Raw genomic sequence first — 17545 nt, forward strand, 5'->3', positions numbered from 1 at the left:
AGTTTCTTATAGACCCGCCGGCCGTCGGCGTAGCGGTGTAGCTGGTCGGGTCGAGCGCGGCCCGGCGAGCGGCGGCTCGGACGGTCGGGTCGCCGAGCCGGAACAGACGGGCTATCTCACTTATGCGCCCCTCGGCGCAGCTCTAGTGATAGCGGTTGTTGCACCTGGGACGGTTGGCGTGCCGCTCCCGCGACCCGCTCTTCCCCACCACATTGCCCCCCTCGATCGGTGGCGGGACAGCAGACCCGTTCACGACGCTGGAAGACCCCAACTGCAACAGCTGATGTTCATCTTCTGTGATGATCCCACATGATGATCCCAAATGAAATGAGGGCCGGGAAAACCCGGCCCTCTCGGTATGTGACCTGTCGTGGTTCTACGGCTGCTCGGACAGGCGGGTTACGTCGGCGGCCTGCAGGCCCTTGGGACCCTGCTGGACCTCGAACTCAACCTCTTCGCCTTCGAGGAGCGAACGACGGCCGGTGCCGTTGATGGCGCTGTAGTGGACGAACACATCGGGGCCATCGGGCTGCTGGATGAAACCGTAGCCTTTGGCGTCGTTGAACCACTTGACGGTACCACGCATTCTGGAAATCCTTTCCTTGCGCATCGCGTGTTTTTGGTTTTCGGTCTTTGGTGACCGTGCGATGCCGTTCTTGCGATCCCCGCTCAAACGTCTCCCGCCACGGACTTAGGATGTGGGGGATGAGGGGGATGTTCCACACGGGAACCTTGGAATACTAGCAGCCCGACCGAGCCAGGTCAAGGAAAAAGCACGTTTTTCGTCGTCGATGCCCGGATCGACCCGCTTTGAGCCCGCCGGGCACCGGATAACCGGGCCAAAATAGAGCGAGATTATCCCTGATATGTGGCGCGTTTTTTTCTATACTGGGTAACGTCGGATAAGTTGACCTCGAGCTTCACCCCGCCTCCCGCGCCGCGGATTCGGGAATACCCCCCGTAAGGAGTTGTTAATGAGCGAGATACCCGCAGATATCGAGATAGCCCATCGCGCTAGGCCCCTGCCGATCGTCGAGGTGGCCGACAAGCTGGGGCTGGCCCCCGAAGACCTGGACCTCTACGGCAACGACAAGTGCAAAGTGCACCTGGACACCCTGGAGAAGCGACGTCGCGGCGTCGGCAACCTGGTGTTGGTCTCGGCGATCACCCCGACACCGGCCGGCGAGGGCAAGACGACGACGACCATCGGCCTGACCCAGGGTTTGACCAAGCTGGGTAAAAACGCCTGCTGCGCCATCCGCGAGCCCTCCCTCGGGCCGATCTTCGGCATCAAGGGCGGCGCCGCCGGCGGCGGCTACTCCCAGGTCCTGCCGATGGAGGACATCAACCTCCACTTCACCGGCGATTTCCACGCCATCACCGCGGCGCACAACCTGCTGGCGGCGTCCCTCGACAACTACCTCCACCGGCGCCACGACGACATCGACCCCCGCACGGTGACCTACCGCCGGGTGCTGGACATGAACGACCGCGCCCTGCGCGACATCATCATCGGCCTGGGCGGACGCAAACAAGGCGTACCCCGGGAGACGGGCTTCGACATCACCGCGGCCAGCGAGCTGATGGCCATCCTCTGTCTGGCCCAGGACTTCGGCGACCTCAAGGGCCGCATCGAGCAGATGTTCATCGGTATGACCTACAAGCGCGAGCGGGTGCTGGCCAAACAGATCGGCGTCTCCGGGGCGATGGCCATGCTGCTCAAGGACGCCATCAAACCCAACCTGGTGCAGACCCTGGAGGGCGGACCGGCCTTCATCCACGGCGGACCCTTCGCCAACATCGCCCACGGCTGCAACTCCGTGCTGGCCACCCGAATGGCCCTGGCCTTCAGCGACTGGGCGATCACCGAGGCCGGTTTCGGCTTCGATCTGGGCGCGGAGAAATTCTTCGACATCAAATGCGTCGGCGGCGGCTTCTACCCCAGCATCGTCGTGCTGGTGGCCACCTGCCGGGCGCTGAAGATGCACGGCGGCGTCAAGAAGAAGGAGCTCGACGAGCCCAACCCCGACGCCGTGGCCGCCGGGCTGCCCAACCTCGAGAAGCATCTCGAGAACATCGGCAAGTTCCGCCTGCCCACCGTGGTCTGTCTCAACCGCTTCGCCTACGACACCGACGAGGAACTGCAGATCGTGCTGGACTTCTGCCGTGAAAAAAACGTCCCCGCGGCGATCGGCGACGGTTTCGCCAAGGGCGGCGACGGCATGCGCGAGCTGGCCCAGCTCGTCGTCGACCACGCCGAGGACTGCAAGAACCTCTTCCGCCCGCTCTACAAATGGGACTGGCCGTTGAAGAAGAAGATCTTCACCATCGCCCACGAAGTCTACGGCGCCGAGCACGTCGACTACACCAAACAGGCGCGTATCGACCTCAAGTACATCAAGAAATTCGGCTACGACAAGCTGCCGGTCTGTATCGCCAAGACCCAGAACTCGCTCTCCGACAACCCCAAGCTCCTGGGGCGCCCCAAGGACTTCGTCGTCACGGTGCGCGAGATCGAGATCGCCGCCGGCGCCGGCTTCGTCATCCCGTTGACCGGCGACATCCTGCGGATGCCCGGATTGTCCAAGCATCCGGCGGCCAACGACATGGACATCGACTCCCGGGGCAACATCAGCGGTCTGTTCTAGACCGCGCCCGCCCCTGACGCCTCCCCGGAGTGACCCATGGCCCGATACAACAGCGCAATGCGCCGGGTGGTCCGCCGCCGCCTGTGGAGTGACGAGAAGAAGAAAAAACGCCGCACCGCCGTCTTCAGCGGACTGATGATCGTCTGGATGGGCGGCTACATGTCCTTCATCTTCCTGGAGACACTCTGGATCGCCATCGGACTGGCGTCCGCCTGGATCGTCATCTTCCTCGTCGTCGTATTGGGCGACTACGCCGACCGCCTCTTCGTCATCCGCGCCCTGTTCGAGGAGGCCGGGGAACGCTGGGAGAAGTTCTGCGAGGAGGTCGGGGATCCGCCGATCAAGGCCCGGGTGGGCGAAGCCTTCCCCCTGGTCATCGAGCACTACGCCACCATCCGCCAAAGGCTGGGTGAGATCGACGATCTGCCCGCCGACCTCGACGACGTCGTCGACGAGGTCGAGGCCGACGCCCTGGCGCTGGCCCGGGAATGGTTGCGGATGGACAAGGTCTTTCTCCTCTACCAACGCGGCAAGGACATCAACTCCGAACCACTGCAGGGCAAGGCCCGGCAGTTGATGGCCCTGCTGGGCAAGCGGACCGTCGAGTTTACCGTCCTGCTCGAACGCCTCGTCGAGGCCCTCAACCGCCTCGAAGCCTTCGAGCTCGACAGCGAGGTGGCCGTCGAGTTCGGCACCGCGACGGGCCGTTCCGACTTCGGCTTCGTCGAGCACTTCGTCAGCGAGCTGCGCGATTGGAGCGCCTGCCTGACCCGGGCCCAGGAGGAGCTGACCCGGGAGAAGTTCTAGCGCGGGAGACCGTTGAAAACCCAACCCCGCCGAATCTCCCGAACCCGACGCCCGGAACCGGCACGGTTTTTGCAGCCCCGGAACCGCCGGGACGGGTTACGGGTTGCGACCCCGCAAAAACCGTGCCGGTTCCGGGCGTCCAGCGGATCCCGCTCCGTGGAGCCGCTCGTCGGGTTTTCAACGGTCTCCCGCGCCGCTGCCGATCGTCGAGCCGGCTGACGACGTCGGGTTAAATCATCCACTCCGAATACGGACACTCACTGATAAGGGAGGAAGAATGGCGCAGATGGAAGGCTCGGCCCATGCCGAGACGATCGAATACTACCGCTTGACCCTGGAGGCGCGCAAGCGCGACCCTCACGCCGAGCGGGCGGCCCGGATCGACGCCGAGACCCTGGAGATGGTCCGCGAGACGCCGGACCTGCTCGAGATGAACAAGGCCTTCATGGAGGGCGGGCTGGCCTTTCGCTTGACGAGGGCCATCGCCGTCGACGGCGCCCTCTACCAGGCGGCTATCCACCGCAAACTGGGCCAGGAGGAGCTGGCCGAGCACTGGGAACGCCGTGCCAAGGCGCTGGAGTGTGCCGAGGACTACGCCGCCGTCGACGGGATCGCCGAGGAGTGGGGCAAGGAGGAGGGCGCCCTGCGTGAGCGCGACGAGCGGTTCAAGATCATCGTTGACGAGGGTCTGGAGGCCGTACTCAACCTCAGCGCCGGCGAGCCGGGGAGCAAGCTGGGCGAGCTGCAGCGCACCAAGCTGGAGGCCAACCTGAAGGAGTTGCGCGAACGGGCCCCCGGAATGCGTTTTCCGGACCTCCTGACTCTGCCCTTTGTTCGTGACCGGTTGCCCTGGGACGACGCGGCCCTGCGCAAGCTGAGCGAGCTGTTCGAGGGTGTCAACCGTGACGAGTTTGGGGGTGAGTACTGATGGATCCGGCAGTCAAGCAGATGATCGACGGCATGCGGATGGGCATCGACGCCCAGGCGGGCAACGTCAACGATCCGGAGCTGTTGGAGCGGGCCTACGGGATCATCGACAAGATGGAGGCCCTGGCCGCCGAGGGCGGCGACGCCGCCGAGTTCCAGCAGAAGTCCCAGGGTTTGATGACCGAGTACGGCCAGGTGATGAGCGAGTTGGCCACGGCTCAGACCGCCGGCATGGAGCAGCAGATCGAGAACGCCGAGAAGATGGCCGAGGAGCTGGAACCCGTCGATCTCGAGACCCTGGACATCACCGACCTGTCCATCGTCGTCAAGCCCCACCGGATGATCTACGATTCCCAGGTCAAGAACAACCCCAACGTCCCGCATCAACGGGCGGCCTACGAGGCCCTCTTCGCCCTGGCCGAGGAGTGCGCCACCATCCCGGAGTTCAACCGCCGCAGCCTGGCCGAGGGGCATCAACACCACCTCGGGCTCTCCTCGACCTGGGACGCCAACCTGCAGTCCCTCGAGCATGAAATCAAGTATCAGCAACCCGAGATGATCACCTGGGCCCTCAACGCCCTGGAGAAGACGCGGGACTACCCCTCGCCGGAGAACATCAGCTACGCCCTGACCGAGTTAGCCCTGGTCAACGAGCAGCGGATGGCCCGGCGGCGCAACGCCATCCTGCCCTTCACCTGCTTCACCGATGCCCTGGGCGAGTATCTGCTCTGGCCCCATATGCACACCGAGGAGCAGCGCCGGAAGATCCACCGTCTGCTCGAGTTCTCCCGGGAGCTGACGGGTTGGGAGATGGACGAGGCCTTCTATCGTCCATACGTCCGCCGGCGCACCGAAACCGGTCAGGACAAGATCGCCGCGGAGCAGGGCCCCGATTATCTGGGCCTGACGCAGTTGCTGCGTGCCGGCTGGCACCTCGACGCCAAGTACAGTCCCGAGGAGCGCAAGGCCTTCGGGAGTCTGGACGATGTTCCTCCGCCGGACCCCCTGCCCTACCCCTACCGGACCGGCCCAGTGGGTGGTGTCGAGTTGGTTCTCTCGCAACCGGCCTTCGCCCTGCCCTTCGACGAGGCCTACACCGTCCGACTGACGATCACCAATCACGCCGTCGAGCCGCGAACCCTGGATGTCGCCAAGGGGTTGCGTTGCTGGCTGTTCGACGACAGCGGCGAGGTGACCGTCAACCGTCTGCCCGTCGAGCCGCCCGCCGAACTGGCCCCCGGGGCGAATCACGTCGTCGAGGGCGATTTGTACGCCTGGGGCTTGACCCGGGTGGAGGGGCTGCGGCTGGTGGCTTTCGACGTCGGCATCCCCGGCGGGCACGGCTGCGATCTGGCGGAGAAGCATTCCGATCCCGGGCAGTTGAGCCCCTTCACCATTGCGAACTACGTGCTGCAGCCCTTCGACGGTGGGACGGCCACGGCGCCGGCCTTCGTCATGCCCCACCGCCCGGTGCCCGGGTACCCCTTCCCCGTTCCGCTGACCGGGTTGTAGGGAGGGCCGAATGCGAGTACACGGCCGGGTCGGTCGGCCCGGCCGTGCAGCTTCGCTGGGGCGGGATTCGTTAACAACGTCAGGCGGCCCCGCGGGCCGCCGCGAATGAATAAAGCACGGCCGGGTTGCTTCCCGGCCGCCGTTCGATCACACGGTTGATCCTTATTCCGGAGCCTCCTCGGCGCGGAAGGTCTTGCCGTCGCGCTTGCAGAGGATCATCGCCAGGTGGCGGCCGTCGGAGGCCGCGGGGGGCAGTCCGCCGCCGGGGTTGACCCACTGGCCGATCAGGCGGAAGTTCCTCAGCCCGGCCAGGGTCTTGGGCATCTTCATGTTCAGCGCCCGGGGGGTGAACTTCCAGCCCTCCATCGAGCCCTGCCAGTTGTTGGTGTAGCGCTTGAAGGTCAGTGGGGTGGCCACGTCGGTCATCTCGATCTTGCCCGAGATACCGGGGAAGCGCTCCTCGAGACGCTGAACGACCTCGAGGGCTACCTCCTCCTTGGCCTCGCGGTAGGCCTGTTTATCCTCGGCTCTGTTCTTCCACCAGTCGTAGCTGGAGTAGAACATGGTCTTGACGCTGGCGGCGCCCGGAGGGGCCAGGGTGGGGTCGAAGTTCTCGATCGCGACGTGGAGTTGTTCGAAGGTTCGACCGGCGACCACGAGGGGTCGGCTGGGGGTGAAGATGATCCCGTCGGTCAGCGGCGGGATGTCGGCGAAGGTGTCGCGCACGCCCAGGCCGACGAAGACCAGGGGCTCGAAGATCGGCAGCTCCTCGAAGTAGCGCTTCTGTTCCTCGCTGACATAGCGGTCGTTGAGCAGCTCGAAGAAGGTGGAATGGGCGTCGCCGGCGCCGACGATAAAATCTCCGCGCTGCTCGGAGCCGTCGGCCAGCCTGAGGCCGACGGCGGTGTCGTTCTCGATGAGGATCTCGTTCACCCGGCTGTTGTAGGCGATCTCGCCGCCCAGGTCGGTATAGCGACGCTCGATGGCCCGGGCGAAGTCCAGTGAGCCGCCGATGGGATAACCGGTGTTGCCGGCGTGCATCCCGGCCAGAGTCAGCGGCAGGCCGAGGGCGGTCAGGTCGGGCGGGAAGATGTCGCGCAGCGCCGCCCGCAGGTGAGGATTGGTGAAGCGCCGGGCGTACTCGCCCTGACTGATTTTATAGAAGGGCTTGAAGGCCCCCATCACCGGCATCATCCGGAAAAAGCCGCCCAGCTTGCGGAAGGGTCCACGCAGCTCCGGCGGAATCAACACGTCGTCGTCCTTCATCTTCAGCGCGGCCATCTTGCGGATCGAGCCGGCCAGCTCGTCGATGAGCGCGGCGTCCTCGGGGCCGATGCGCTTGAACTCCGCGGCCAGGCGGTCCGGGTCGACGTAGAAGTTGATTTGCCGGCCGTCGGGCAGCTCGTAGCGGGCGAAGGCGTCGTAGAAGACGATCTCGCGGCCCTGGAGGGCGCCCAGCTCGCGCCAGATGCGGTAGAAGGGCGAACCCGGCGCCGCCCCGACCAGCCAGTGGATACAGCCGTCGACGGTGTAGCCCCGGCGCTCCCAGGAGGTGCAGAGCCCGCCAGGCTTGTCGTGCAGTTCGAAGATGGTGACGTCGTAGCCGTTCATCCGCAGGTAGCAGCCCGCCGACAACCCGGCGATCCCGGCGCCGATGATCAGGACCCTGTTGGTGGCCATTTCTGGTGGTTCCCCCGGTTGACCGAACATCTGTTCGGCTGATGTTTCAACAAGTTAGGACAAAAAGACTGAAATTAGTGTCCGCCTACCGAACAACCGTTCGGTTCGTGCGGCTCGCTAAGCTCGGATGCAAAAATAGTCCCGCAGTCGGAAAAACTCAAGGGTCGTCGAGGCTTTTTTCGCGCATCAGTTGACCGCAGGCGGCGGCGATATCCGCCCCCTGGGAGCGCCGCAGATTGGCCGCATAGGCCCCCCGGCGGGTGATTTCCAGAAAACGCTCGACGGCGGCGGCCGGCGGAGGCTCGAAGGGCAGGCCGGGCACCGGGTTGTAGACGATCAGGTTGAGCTTGTGCGGGATACCGTGGAGCTTTTTTACCAACGCCTGGGCCTGGGTCGGGCCGTCGTTGACTCCGCCGAGCAGGACGTACTCGAAAGTGATCCGCCGGTCCGTGGCGTCGTAGTACTCGCGGCAGGCGGCCAGTAGCTCAGCCAGGGGGAAGCGGCGGTTGATCGGCATCAGTTCGTCGCGCAGCTCGTCCGTCGGGGCGTTGAGACTGACGGCCAGCTTGACCTTCAGCGCTTCGGCGGCCAGGCGGCGAATCCCCGCCGGGACCCCCGCCGTCGAAACGGTGATCCGCCGGGCGCCCAGCTCGAGGGGGCCCAGCAGCAGCCGCAGGGCCTTCAGCGTGGCGCTGTAGTTGAGCAGGGGCTCGCCCTGACCCATCAGGACGACGTTGCGCACAGCCGCCTCCTGTTTACGCAGCAGCAGGACCTGGGCGGCGATCTCGTGACCCGCCAGCTTGCGGGTCAGCCCGAGTTGCGCCGTGGCGCAGAAGGCACAGCCCAGGGGGCAGCCCGACATCGTCGACAGGCAGGCCGTGCGGTAGGTCGTCCCGTCTTCGCCGCCCCGGGGCATCGAGACGCATTCCGTGCGCGCCCCGTCGGGGTACTCGAGCAGCAGCTTCAGCGTGCCGTCGGCGGAGCGGGCCTCGTCGATCACCCGGGGCAGGGCGGTGGAGTAGCGTCGCTCCAGCTCGGCCCGCAGGCCCCGGGAGAGGTTGTGCATCGCGGCGAAGGACTCCGCCCCGGCCGTCCACAGCCAGCGCCGCAGTTGCTGAACACGGAAGGCGCGCTCGCCCAATTCGCCCAGCAGTTTGGTCAGCTCGGCGGTCCCCAGGGCGCGGATGTCCGGTTTGTCATCCATGCCGACCATGATAGCAGACGGGACGCCCGGCGTCAGGGGCGGCGGTGCCGCGGCCGGAGCGCGACGGACACCATTATTAATAACCACGATTATCGCCGCGAGCGGCGCTCCCTCCGGTCGCTCCCCGTAGGAGGCAACCACGAGAACGCCGCCCAATAGACGACTGCAATCTTACTCGAAGTCGATCTTGTTGCTCGTCAGCCCCGTGATCATCTTGGGGCGGCGGTGCCGCGGCCGGGGCCGTCACGGTTCTTGCGACGCTGGACCACACCGGGTCCAGCGTCGCAAGAACTCGCGCCGGCCCCTGCGTTGTCTCACCAACGTAACGATCAGGTCCGCGTCGCTGCAGGGGCGGGGCTTTCGACCCCCCGCGGCGGCCATTGCATCAGCCATACCCCTCAACCCGATCATTACCCCAGCGGGGAGGGGGAACCGTCTTACGCCGACAGACCAAGGGGCGGACCGGTCGGTTCGCCCCTGCAGACACCATCCACCATCGACGCAGCAGCCACGCGAAATCGAAGCGGTTGCTCGTCAGCCCGGTGCTCATCTTGGGGCGGCGGTGCCGCGGCCGGATCGCGACGGACACCCTCGAAGACGACAGCGATCAGTGCCGCGAGCGGCGCTCACTCCGGTCGCTCCCCGTAGGAGGCAACCACGAGAACGCCGCTCCAGAGACTCCTGACGGTTTACGCGTGGTCGAAGCGGTTTATCGTCAACCCGGTGATCATTTTTGGATAGAAATCCGTCGACTTCTGCGGCATGCGCTCGCCGCCGCCGGCCACTTCGGCGACCTCCTCGGGTCGCGTCGGGTTCATCAGGAAGGCCAACTGCATCCGACCCTCGTGAACCTGCCGGATGGCCTCCTTGGCGTCGCGGATGTAGGTCACGTTGGTCTGCTTGGCCAGGGCCTCCTGGTCGACGCCCAGCACCTTCTCCAGGATCAATCCGTGGAGCACGGCGCAATCCAGATGCTTGTAGGCCTCGGAGTGCTCGTCGCCGAAGAACTCGTCCAGGGCCTCTTCGTTGGTCAACCGCAGGACGTAGCACTCCTCCTCGATCTCGGTGATCACCAGGCCGAAGGCGATGTGACCCTCCTCGTACTCCAGGGCCAGGCGCTCGAGCATCTCGTCCTCGCCGCCCTGGATCTCGCCGATGACCCGGATCTGGAAGTCCTTCTCCAGCTCGCCGATCAGCCGGGCCGGGTCGATCTTCTCCGCCGGCAGGGAGTGCACCAGCCGGTGGGTGGCGAAGACCGTCAGCCCCTCGGCGAACATGTTGACGAAGGTCATCATCCGTTTGTCGACACTGTGCGGCGGGACGCCGGTCTTGCCGGCGGCCTCCATCTCGCGCCAGTAGTTGACCGCCGTCTCGTAGCGATGGTGCCCGTCGGCGATGAACAGGTTCACCGGCTCGAGGATCCCCTGCAGCTTCTCGATGAACTCGGTGTCGGTGACGATCCAGACCCGGTGGGTCTCACCGAAGTCGTCGACGACCTCGAAGTCGGGGTTGCAGCCCTTCTTCAACCAGTTGATCAGCTCGTCGGTGGCCTTCTTCTCGTCGGGGTAGAGCATGAAGATCTGGCCGAAGTTGGCCCCCGTGGCCCGCATCAGGTTCAGCCTGTCGGCCTTGGGGCCTTCGAGAGTGTTCTCGTGGGGCTTGACGCTGCCCTTGGAGAAATCCTCGAGCTGGGCCAGGGCGATGAAGCCCGAGCGCACCCGCCGCTCGCCCTCCGGTCCCCGGTACTCGATGTCGTAGAGGTAGATCGCCGGCTCATCGTCGCGCTCGAGGATGCCCTCATCGATCATCCGCTCGAACAGCCGGGCCGCCGCGGTGTACTCGTTGGTGCCGTCGGCCGGGCCCTCGTCGGACTTGATCACGTGGGCGATGTTCCAGGGCGAGCGGGTGAAGTACTCCTCGCGCAGGGCGTCGTCGATCTTGTCGTAGGGCTGAGTGACGAGGTCCTTGAGCGCGCCGGCCTGGGCGGCGTAGCGGTAGGCGCGGAAGGGGTAGATCTGGGCCATACTCGGTCTCCTAATGAGGGTAAGTGGTGGTCGGATAAAGCGCTGCTATCTTAGGCGGCGAGGGGCGGAATGTCAATACGGGGGGTGCGTACGGCGCGTTCTCCCGCCGGCAGTCGTGGTATTGGCTTGACGTAGACGGTTTACCGGCCACCTGTACAGTGGGACGAAACACATCCATGTTGAAACTGGCGGGAGAGACGAGATGCTGCAGTGGCTGATATCGGAGTGTCCTTGATGGGTTCGTCCTGACGACAGCGGCCCCACCGGGCGGGGTCAACGAGACATCGACGCCGACGGCTCGTTCAGCAAAATGACCACCGGCCCCACTGGCGACCCCGGCCCACCTTGCGCGAGTCAACCTACGGCGACCCGCACTTACGCTTAGCTACGAAGAAAACAGGTTGACCGATGCTATATAAACGGCGAGTTTGGTGCTTTGGGCAGCTGGGTTTAAGCCTGATCGTCGGGCGCTGACGAAGGAGGGCGAGGCGCTGTCGGCGTAGTCGAAGGCAAAACGACGGCCGGCGGGCCGTCGTTTTGTGTGGAACCAACAAAGATGGTGGGCGATACTGGACTCGAACCAGTGGCTTCCGCTCTGTGAAAGCGGCGCTCTAACCAACTGAGCTAATCGCCCGGGATGCCGGCTGTTACCTCGGCGGGTAGCAGCTCCTTCAAGCGTTGGAGGGCGGCGTCCAGGTCGGTGGTCAACCAGGCGGCCTCGTCATCACCGCCGGGAGTGCTGAAGGACACGACGAGGAGGGGTCGACCCCGGGTCTTGCCGAGGAAGCCGTAGCTCAAGCGTACGGCGGTGATCCGTTCGAGGGGGATGTCGAGGGACGTCCGGCCGACCCAGGGCTCGAAGCGGATACGCATCCGGGTCAGGGCCCAGCAGCCGTTGCCGCGGTTCTGGGCGGGTCCGCGGGAGCGCAGACCAAAACAGTTGGCCGTGGGCTCGAGGTGCAGAACGTCTTCGTCGGTTAGTTCGGCGAGGACGGTGTTCCGGGTGTCGTCGCGCAGGCGGCGCAGGCGTCCGCCGAGCAGGCGCAAGGCCAGGTAGATTATCAGCAGCAGACCGCTTACGGCGAGGATGATCCAGAGCCAGGCCATTGCTGCGTCCCTGTGCTTTGTTTATCCCGTGGCGACCGGCTTCACCCGGGTCCGTCGGGGTCTGCCGGCGGTGCAGGCACCGGAGCGGCTTGCAGCCCGGCCCTCGTCGCAGAAGCGGCGCCTGGGCGGACACGGCCCGCCAATCCAGCTCCCGTCTTGCGGTCGCTTTCGACGTCGGGCGGGCCGTCACGCTATCCAGCCCCCCAATCCAGCCCCCGTCTTGGGTCGCTTTCGACGTCGGGCGGGCCGTCACGCTATCCAGCCCGCCAATCCAGCTCCCGTCTTGGGGTCGCTTTCGACGTCGGGCGGGCCGTCATGATATCCAGCCCCCCAATCCAGCCCCCGTCTTGCGGTCGCTTTCGACGTCGGGCGGGCCGTCATGATATCCAGCCCCCGTTTGGTGGGCCCACCAGGACTCGAACCTGGGACTAACCGGTTATGAGCCGGTGGCTCTAACCAACTGAGCTATGGGCCCGGTGGTTCTAGCGGTGGGCCGGCGGCCGTCCGGGGGGACGGGCGGCGTCGCAGGTGGTATAATACGCCGAAGGCGGGGTGGAGGTCAAGGGGTTCGGGGCTTGCCTGCGACGGCGCGATGTGCTACAATGCGCCCCCTGTAAACGCTCAAGCGGCGGCTTCGCCGTCAAACGCTCGTCACGCCCCGACCGGGGTGTTTGGAAGGACGCAGAATGAAAAGGATCAAACTGGCCGCCAGCAAGCGCGAACCCGGCGGCAAGGGCGCGGCCCGTCGCCTGCGCCGCGACGAGAAGATACCCGCCGTCGTCTACGGGCAGGGTCTGGAGGAGAGCATCCCGGTGGCGATCAGCCATTTCGACGTCACTCACAACATCCACGCTCACGAGGCCCACAACTTCATCATCGACCTCGAGGTCGACGGCAAGGTGCACCCGACGATCATCGCCTCGCTGCAGCAGGACCCGTTGACCGAGGAGTATTACCACATCGATTTCTATCGTATCTCGATGGACAAGGCGATCCATACCAAGATCCCCGTGATCCTCGAGGGCACCGCCCCCGGCGTCAAGGAGGGCGGCATCGTCGAGCAGGTCATCCGCGAGATCGAGATCAGCTGCCTGCCCCTGGAGATGCCGGACCTGATCCCGGTGGACATCTCCCAGCTGGAGATCGGTGATACGGTGCACGTCTATGAAATCGAGCCCCCCGCGGGGGTCGAGTTCCTCGTCGACGGAGAGGACACCATCGTCCACGTCCGCCCGCCTCGTGTACTCAGCGCCAAGGACCTGGGCCTCGAAGAAGAGGAAGAGGGCGAAGAGCTCGAAGAGGGCGAAGAGGGTGCCGAGGAAGGCGAGGAAGGCGAAGCCGGCGAGGACGCCGTGGAGGCCGAGGAGTAGGACTTGCTGGTCGTCGGGTTGGGCAATCCGGGGGCGCAATACCGCGAAACCCGGCACAACATGGGCTTCATGGTTGTCGACGCCCTGGCTTCCTCCGGCGGAAGCTGGAAACGGGTCTGTAAAAGCAAGGTCCGGCGGGGTAACCGGTTGACCCTGGCCAAGCCCCAGACCTATATGAACCGTTCCGGCGAAGCCGTGGAGTGCCTGTTGCGCGCCGAGAACGTCCGCAAAGAAGAGTTGCTGGTCGTCTGTGACGACGTCAATCTGTCCTTCGGTGAGCTGCGACTCAAGCCGTCGGGGGGCGCCGGCGGGCATAACGGCCTGACCGACATCATTGTTCGGATCGGCGAAGGTTTTGGCAGGTTGCGCATCGGTTGCGGCCCCGCGCCGCGCTACGCCGACCTGGCCGATTTCGTCTTGAGCCCCTTCACCCCGGCCGAAGAAAACGAGCTGCCGTCGATTATCGAGCGGGCCGCCGCCGCCTGCCTGTTGTTGGAACGGCTGGGTTACCAGCGCGCGATGAGCGAAGTCAACCAGCGGTTGGAAAAGACCGAAGCCGATCAGGACACCGGCGATCCGACCGATTGAGCGCCCAATAGCGGTTATCCGATCCGGAAACCTTTGAAAACCGCTCGCCAGACCCCGGGGCCGGGTCGCCGGTCGCGCCGGAACTGGCACGGTTTTTGCAGTTGCCGTACCGCTGAGACGTTTCACAGTCTTCGACGCCGCAAAAACCGTGCCAGTTCCGGCGGCGAAGTCGCTGATCGTCGCCGGTCGTGCTTTTCAAAGGTCTCCGGCGTTGATCGTGTGTGAAGCGGACGTTACGTCTGGTTTTGGGGTCGCACCTTGGATTATCGGGGACGGATACGTCACCAGACAAGCGAGAACGCTTGCAGCAGTGAGGTAGGATTATGATGTTGACGTGGCCGCTGGTGGGCGGCGGGGTGGCGCTGGCGATGGTGGTTTTCTTCGCCTGGCGCGTCCTGCGCAAGCCCCAGGGCGACGAGCAGATGATCCGCATCTCGCGGCAGATCCGCGAGGGCGCCGGTGCCTTCCTGCGTCGCGAGTACATCACCGTGGGCATCATCCTGGTGGTGATCGCCGGCGGGATGAGTTTCACCAACCTGGGCTGGAAGACGGCGTTGAGCTTCTTCTTCGGCGCCGTGGTCAGCGGTCTGGCGGGTTTGATCGGGATGATGATCGCCACGCGGGCCAACACCCGCACCACCCAGGCGGCGCGCAGCGGGATCAAGCCGGCCCTGGGCGTGGCGGTTTCCGGCGGCGCGGTGATGGGCCTGTCCGTCGTCGGTTTGTCCCTGTTGGGTCTGGCCGGGGTGATCGCCCTGTTGGCGCCGGAGCTCTACTCCCTGGGCGAGGTCTCGACGACCCTGCTCAAGCAGGAAACCGGCGTGATCAACGGCTTCGCCATGGGGGCCTCGCTGATGGCCCTGTTCGCCCGGGCCGGCGGCGGCATCTTCACCAAGGGCGCCGACATGGCCGCCGACCTGGTGGGCAAGGTCGAGGCCAACATCCCGGAGGACGATCCGCGCAACCCGGCGGTCATCGCCGACAACGTCGGCGACAACGTCGGCGATGTGGCCGGGCTGGGCGCCGACCTGTTGGAGAGCTACGTCGAGAGCATCATCGCCAGCATGGCCCTGGCGGCGGGTATCGCCTTGAGCGCCACGGACCGTACGCTGATGATGCTGCCGCTGCTGATCGCCGCCGCCGGGGTGATCTGCAGCATCCTGGGGATCACCTTCACCAAGCTGATCGGGCGCAAGAACCCGCGGCTGGCGCTGACCGGCGGAACCTACGTCGCTGCGCTGCTGACGATCGGCGCGGTCTATTTGATCGTCAGCAACCTGATGCCCGAGGCGGGCTACCGGATCGGGCTGCACGTCTACGGTCAACTGGGGCCCTTCTGGGCCACGGTGGCCGGGATCGTCTCCGGCATCCTGATCGCCCTGACCAGCGAGTACTTCACCTCGAGCGACTTCCGTCCGGTCAAGAAGCTGGCCGAGGCCAGCCAGACCAACGCCGCGGTGACGGTGACCGAGGGCCTGGCCGTGGGGATGGTCTCGATCGTTCTGCCGATCCTGATCCTGGCCGCGGCGGTGATCTTTTCCAACCACCTGGCCGGGATGTTCGGCGTGGCCCTGGCCGCCGTGGGGATGCTCTCGACCAGCGGGATGGTGATCACCGTCGATTCCTACGGCCCCATCGCCGACAACGCCGGCGGCATCGCCGAGATGAGCAAGCTGGATCCCGAGGTGCGGCGGATCACCGACCACCTGGACGCCGTCGGCAACACCACCGCCGCCATCGGCAAGGGCTTCGCCATCGGCAGCGCCGCACTGGCCGCCTTGGGGCTGCTGACGGCCTACATCGCCGCCGTCGGGGGCATCGATAACATCTCCCTCTCCGATCCCAAGCTGCTGGCCGGTTTCCTGATCGGCGGTATGCTGCCCTTCTTCTTCTCCAGTACGCTGTTCCGCGCCGTGGTGCTGTCGGCCAACCGGATCATCTTCGAGGTGCGGCGGCAGTTCCGCGAGATTCCGGGGCTGCGCGAGGGGCGGGAGGATGTGCTGCCCGACTCGGGAAGCTGTGTCGACATCTCGACGCAGGCCGCCCTGGTGGGAATGATCGTCCCCGGGCTGATGGCGGTCATCGCCCCGGTGTTGATCGGCTTCTTCGTCGGTCCCTTGTGCCTGGCCGGGCTGCTGATCGGCGCCATCGTCACCGGTTTGATGCTGGGTGTCTTCACCGCCAACTCCGGCGGCGCGATGGACAACGCCAAGAAGTACATCGAGGAAGGCCACTTCGGCGGCAAGGGCTCGATCGCCCACAAGGCCTCCATCGTCGGCGACACCGTCGGCGATCCGCTCAAGGACACCGTCGGTCCCTCGATCAACATCCTGATCAAGCTGATGTCGGTCATCAGTCTGGTCATCGCCCCGTTGCTGGATACCACCGGCCTGTAGCGGACCGCTCTTTACAAGGACGGGCGCCCTATTGTAACCTTCGATTTCCGTGCGCTGCCCGCGAGGGTCGACCGCGATCAACCAGAACGACATAGAGAACACCATAGAGAATGACAAATCCGGTCGCGGCTATCCTGCTCGGGACTACTCCGGCCGTTGCCGATTCGCAAGAGGAAGCGATGCGCAACTACGAAACCACTGTTCTGCTGCCGGGTTCGCTCTCCGAGCAGCAGGTGGAAGACAAGAAGGACCAGCTCCGCGGGTATTTCGGCGACGAGGCCGAGATCGAGGACCAGGGGGTCCAGAAGCTGGCCTACAAGATCAAGCACAACCGGGACGCCCACTACCTGCTGGTGCGTCACCGCAGTGAGCCGGCCCAGATCGACCAACTGCGGAACAAGCTCAAACTGGACGAGGAGATCCTGCGTCATCTGATCATCGCGCCCGAGGACGATTGAAGCGCCCTCCGCGTGGGAGGTTATGAGCATGGCGAGTTTTAACAAGGTTATCCTGATGGGCAATCTGACCCGGGATCCCGAGCTGCGTTACACCGCTTCGGGACAGGCCGTGGCCTCCATCGGACTGGCCGTCAACCGGGTTTACAAAACCTCCTCCGGCGAGAAGCGCGAAGAAACCTGTTTCGTCGATTGCACCGCCTGGGCCCGCAGCGCCGAGATCATCTGCGAATACAAGCGTAAGGGCGACCCGTTGCTCGTCGAGGGACGGCTGCAATACGATACCTGGGAAGACCGTGATACCGGTAAAACCCGTTCCAAACTGAAAGTCGTTATCGAGAACTTCCAGTTCATCAGTCGCGGCGGCGGTGCCGGCGGTGCCGGCGGAGGCGGCGGACGCTCCTACGGCGGTTCCGACCGTGGCGGCGCCCAGCCCTCCGGTCGTGACGAGGGCATGGAGCCCCTCTCCGACGACGATATCCCCTTCTAGGAGTCAAAGCACGTGGCCAAGAAGAAGAAAACCAAGAAGAAACGACCCCAGCGCAACCGGCCCTGCCGGTTCTGCCGCGACGGGATCGACAAGATCGACTACAAGGACCTGGAGATCATCCGGCGTTACATCACCGAGCGCGGCAAGATCCGCGCCCGCCGGACCACGGGCACCTGCGCCAAGCATCAGCGCCAGATCGCCCGGGCTATCAAGCGCGCCCGTATCCTGGGCCAGGTACCCTTCCGTCTCGAGTACTACCGCCACTAGGAAGGCGCCGTACCCTCCACCGGCCGAGGTCGGCCCCCCGCGACGCGATTATCTACGTCGGCCGCCCAGC

General features: G+C 65.1%; 15 protein-coding genes and 2 tRNA genes. 10 read left to right on the forward strand and 7 right to left on the reverse strand.

The genetic code is table 11. From position 1 onward, the window contains the following. Positions 1 to 376: 376 nt before the first annotated feature. A complete protein-coding gene (locus GF399_06975; protein ID MBD3400058.1) occupies positions 377 to 586 on the reverse strand; it encodes a cold shock domain protein CspD in 210 nt (69 codons plus the stop codon). 397 nt (positions 587 to 983) lie between these two features. Here GF399_06975 and GF399_06980 point away from each other — a divergent pair, with 397 nt between their 5' ends. The 4 genes from GF399_06980 to GF399_06995 all read left to right on the forward strand — a co-directional run bounded on the left by GF399_06980 (position 984) and on the right by GF399_06995 (position 5894). After that, the gene (locus tag GF399_06980; protein ID MBD3400059.1) at positions 984 to 2648 is read left to right on the forward strand and encodes a formate--tetrahydrofolate ligase; all 1665 of its coding nucleotides are present in this window, start codon (positions 984 to 986) and stop codon (positions 2646 to 2648) included. A gap of 36 nt (positions 2649 to 2684) precedes the next feature. After that, on the forward strand, positions 2685 to 3455 hold the full coding sequence (locus GF399_06985) for a hypothetical protein (GenBank protein ID MBD3400060.1): 771 nt from the start codon (positions 2685 to 2687) through the stop codon (positions 3453 to 3455). Between the two features lie 277 nt (positions 3456 to 3732). Next, the gene (locus tag GF399_06990) at positions 3733 to 4383 is read left to right on the forward strand and encodes a hypothetical protein (GenBank protein MBD3400061.1); all 651 of its coding nucleotides are present in this window, start codon (positions 3733 to 3735) and stop codon (positions 4381 to 4383) included. Beyond that, on the forward strand, positions 4383 to 5894 hold the full coding sequence (locus GF399_06995) for a hypothetical protein (GenBank protein ID MBD3400062.1): 1512 nt from the start codon (positions 4383 to 4385) through the stop codon (positions 5892 to 5894). Before GF399_06990 ends, GF399_06995 begins: the two co-directional genes overlap by 1 nt. Before the next feature lie 162 nt (positions 5895 to 6056). Here the strand turns inward: GF399_06995 and GF399_07000 are convergent, their stop codons facing one another. From GF399_07000 to GF399_07025, 6 genes are all read right to left on the reverse strand, one after another. Further along, complete coding sequence (locus tag GF399_07000; GenBank protein MBD3400063.1) at positions 6057 to 7604, reverse strand: FAD-dependent oxidoreductase; 1548 nt, start codon at positions 7602 to 7604, stop codon at positions 6057 to 6059. 127 nt (positions 7605 to 7731) lie between these two features. Then, positions 7732 to 8787, reverse strand: coding sequence for a 23S rRNA (adenine(2503)-C(2))-methyltransferase RlmN (gene rlmN, locus GF399_07005; protein MBD3400064.1), 1056 nt, complete (start codon positions 8785 to 8787; stop codon positions 7732 to 7734). A 680-nt stretch (positions 8788 to 9467) separates the two neighbouring features. Then, complete coding sequence (locus GF399_07010) at positions 9468 to 10802, reverse strand: DUF1015 family protein (protein MBD3400065.1); 1335 nt, start codon at positions 10800 to 10802, stop codon at positions 9468 to 9470. Positions 10803 to 11359: 557 nt separating this feature from the next. After that, a tRNA-Val gene (locus GF399_07015) sits at positions 11360 to 11436 on the reverse strand. Continuing rightward, on the reverse strand, positions 11427 to 11909 hold the full coding sequence (locus GF399_07020; GenBank protein MBD3400066.1) for a hypothetical protein: 483 nt from the start codon (positions 11907 to 11909) through the stop codon (positions 11427 to 11429). The genes GF399_07015 and GF399_07020 overlap by 10 nt, the downstream gene beginning before the upstream one ends. A gap of 398 nt (positions 11910 to 12307) precedes the next feature. Next, positions 12308 to 12384 (reverse strand) — tRNA-Ile (locus GF399_07025). A 211-nt stretch (positions 12385 to 12595) separates the two neighbouring features. On the opposite strand from GF399_07025, the gene GF399_07030 reads away from it, so the two are divergent. The 6 genes from GF399_07030 (at position 12596) to rpsR (ending at position 17475) form a co-directional block, all read left to right on the forward strand. After that, the gene (locus GF399_07030; GenBank protein ID MBD3400067.1) at positions 12596 to 13279 is read left to right on the forward strand and encodes a 50S ribosomal protein L25; all 684 of its coding nucleotides are present in this window, start codon (positions 12596 to 12598) and stop codon (positions 13277 to 13279) included. Positions 13280 to 13282: 3 nt separating this feature from the next. Next, positions 13283 to 13867: an aminoacyl-tRNA hydrolase gene (locus GF399_07035; GenBank protein MBD3400068.1), complete on the forward strand. Its 585-nt coding sequence runs from the start codon at positions 13283 to 13285 to the stop codon at positions 13865 to 13867. Between the two features lie 326 nt (positions 13868 to 14193). Beyond that, the gene (locus GF399_07040) at positions 14194 to 16263 is read left to right on the forward strand and encodes a sodium-translocating pyrophosphatase (protein MBD3400069.1); all 2070 of its coding nucleotides are present in this window, start codon (positions 14194 to 14196) and stop codon (positions 16261 to 16263) included. 110 nt (positions 16264 to 16373) lie between these two features. Continuing rightward, a complete protein-coding gene (gene rpsF, locus GF399_07045; protein MBD3400070.1) occupies positions 16374 to 16721 on the forward strand; it encodes a 30S ribosomal protein S6 in 348 nt (115 codons plus the stop codon). 28 nt (positions 16722 to 16749) lie between these two features. After that, complete coding sequence (gene ssb / locus GF399_07050; protein ID MBD3400071.1) at positions 16750 to 17208, forward strand: single-stranded DNA-binding protein; 459 nt, start codon at positions 16750 to 16752, stop codon at positions 17206 to 17208. Between the two features lie 12 nt (positions 17209 to 17220). Continuing rightward, the gene (rpsR, locus tag GF399_07055) at positions 17221 to 17475 is read left to right on the forward strand and encodes a 30S ribosomal protein S18 (GenBank protein ID MBD3400072.1); all 255 of its coding nucleotides are present in this window, start codon (positions 17221 to 17223) and stop codon (positions 17473 to 17475) included. The last annotated feature ends 70 nt before the right edge of the window (positions 17476 to 17545 follow it).

This window comes from Candidatus Coatesbacteria bacterium (genome assembly GCA_014728225.1).
Taxonomy (GTDB): Bacteria; RBG-13-66-14; RBG-13-66-14; order RBG-13-66-14; family RBG-13-66-14; genus WJLX01.